This is a genomic window from Mycobacterium sp. (assembly GCF_049802695.1).
In the GTDB taxonomy this organism is placed as follows: domain Bacteria; phylum Actinomycetota; class Actinomycetes; order Mycobacteriales; family Mycobacteriaceae; genus Mycobacterium.
On record NZ_JBARMY010000547.1, the window covers coordinates 1 to 2,141 of the forward strand.

Sequence of the window (2,141 nt, forward strand, 5' to 3'; positions counted from 1 at the left end):
GCGTCACCCAAGCCGATGTGGTTCAGCGCGGCTAGTGCGTTGGGCCAGATACTGATTGCAGCACCCGTCGAGGTGTCGGTTCGCTCCTCGACGACGGTGACCTCATACCCACGCTGTTGCAGTCCGACAGCGGTGGCCAGTCCTGCAATCCCCGCGCCCACCACAACGATCCGTTGGCCCATGCGCCTGAACCTAACAAGGCCATGTGCCCGGGACCGGTTGTGGCGCAGGTGGCGCTGGCCAAAATGACGACCTGACCCACTGCGTCACTCCGGTAATTCAACGGGGCTCAGCCAAGTCACCCAGAACGCAAAGGTCACCCGAGTCAGACGAGTTAGGGTGAAAAACATGCACAGCGACCGGCATAAATCTGCCTTCCGTGCGCTGTGCCGGAGCCGCCCGGTGATTTCGAATGGGTGAGCAGCTTGACGAGCTGCGGGCCGCTCGCGACCAGTTGGAACAACTGGTGCAGGTCATCGTCGAGATCGGGTCGAATCTAGACCTGAATGTGACGTTGCATCGAATCGTCAAAGCGGCGATGGACCTGACCGGCGTGCGCTACGGAGCGTTGGGGATCCGGGGGCCCGACGGCGCCCTGGTCTCGTTCATCTCGGCGGGCATGGCCGACGACACAGCGTGGCGGCTCGGCGATCTGCCGGTCGGCGACGGTCTCCGCTTAGCGGATCTGAGCGCACATCCGCAGGCCGCCAGACTGCACGCACACCAACCGCAGGTACGGGCACTGCTCGGTATACCGATCACCGTCCGTGCCGCTGATTTCGGCAACCTCTACCTGGCCGACGACCGGCCCGGTCGAGTTTTCTCCGATTCGCAGGAGGGCGCCGTGCGGGCGTTGGCCTCGGCTGCGGCGGTCGCCATCGACAACGCGAGAATGTTCGAGCGGGAACGCGAATCGGCGAAATGGACCAAGGCCAGTCGTGAGATTACGACAGCGCTGCTTTCCGGCGACCCCCAGACCGGACCATTGCAGCTCATCGTGAATCGGGCGCTGGAGTTGGCTGAAGCCGAGCAGGCCATTCTGTTGGTTCCGAACGAGTCCGATGTGCCCGCCGACGAAGTCGACACCCTCGTCGTGGCCGCCACCGCGGGCCGTTACTCCTCGGAGGTGATTGGCCGGCAGGTTCCGATGGACGGCTCCACCACGGGCGGTGTTGCGCGTCGCGGTATACCGCTGATCACTGATTCCTTCCAGTATCCGATCGAGGGGTTTACCGATGTCGGTGAACGCTCAGCGATCGTCATGCCGCTGATCGCGGACGACGCGGTGCTTGGAGTTATTGCCGTCGCACGCAACCCGCAGCAGCCGGCATTCGGCAACGATTACCTCGAGCTCGTCAGTGACTTCGCCCGGCATGCTGCCATTGCGCTGGCGCTGACGGCGGGTCGCGAACACGCGCTCAACCAGCAACTCGCCCAAGCCGACACTGTCGACGAGGCAGTGCAAGCCGCAGCTGAGGAATTACGTCGACTATGGCGGGCCCGCCGCGTCATGGCCGTCACCTTTCCCGTTCACGGCTCTTCTGCCCAAAGCACGCCCGGCGCACCGGGCCTGGTGTCGGTCGGCGAGCCGGCGCACTGGGACGACCTGCCGTCTGACATACGACAGCTGCTCACTTCGGTGCGTGACGGTGACCTACTCACTCCCTACATCACCAAGCCCGGGACGGCGGGCATAGCCCTGCAGCATCCCGAGGGTGTGCTCGTCGTCTGGATCGACCTGACCGAGCGCCGGCCGTTCACCCTCGAGGACCAGACTCTGCTGACCGTATTGGCAGGCCGCCTCGGCCAGGGCCTGCACCGTGTGCACCAGGTTGACCAGCAGCGCGAAACCGCGCTCGCGCTTCAGCACGCGATCCTCGGCCCCGCTTACCTACCGCACGGGTTCGCGGTGCGCTACCAGGCGGCCAGCCGTCCCCTACAGGTGGGCGGAGACTGGTACGACATCGTCGACCTGGAGGACGGGCGCATCGCTTTGATCGTCGGCGACTGTGTCGGCCACGGCCTCGCTGCGGCCACCGTGATGGGACAGTTGCGCAGCGCCTGCCGCGCGCTGCTGCTCGATCACCCCAGCCCGCGCGCCGCTCTTGCGGGGCTGGACCGGTTCGCCGCGCGGCTACCCG

2 protein-coding genes are annotated in these 2,141 nt (G+C 65.6%); one reads left to right on the forward strand and one right to left on the reverse strand.

The features are described from left to right. On the reverse strand, window positions 1-182 hold a 182-nt coding region (locus WA317_RS21530; RefSeq protein ID WP_425174958.1), incomplete at its 3' end, for an FAD-dependent oxidoreductase. A 230-nt stretch (window positions 183-412) separates the two neighbouring features. On the opposite strand from WA317_RS21530, the gene WA317_RS21535 reads away from it, so the two are divergent. Further along, on the forward strand, window positions 413-2,141 hold a 1,729-nt coding region (locus tag WA317_RS21535; protein ID WP_425174959.1), incomplete at its 3' end, for a GAF domain-containing protein.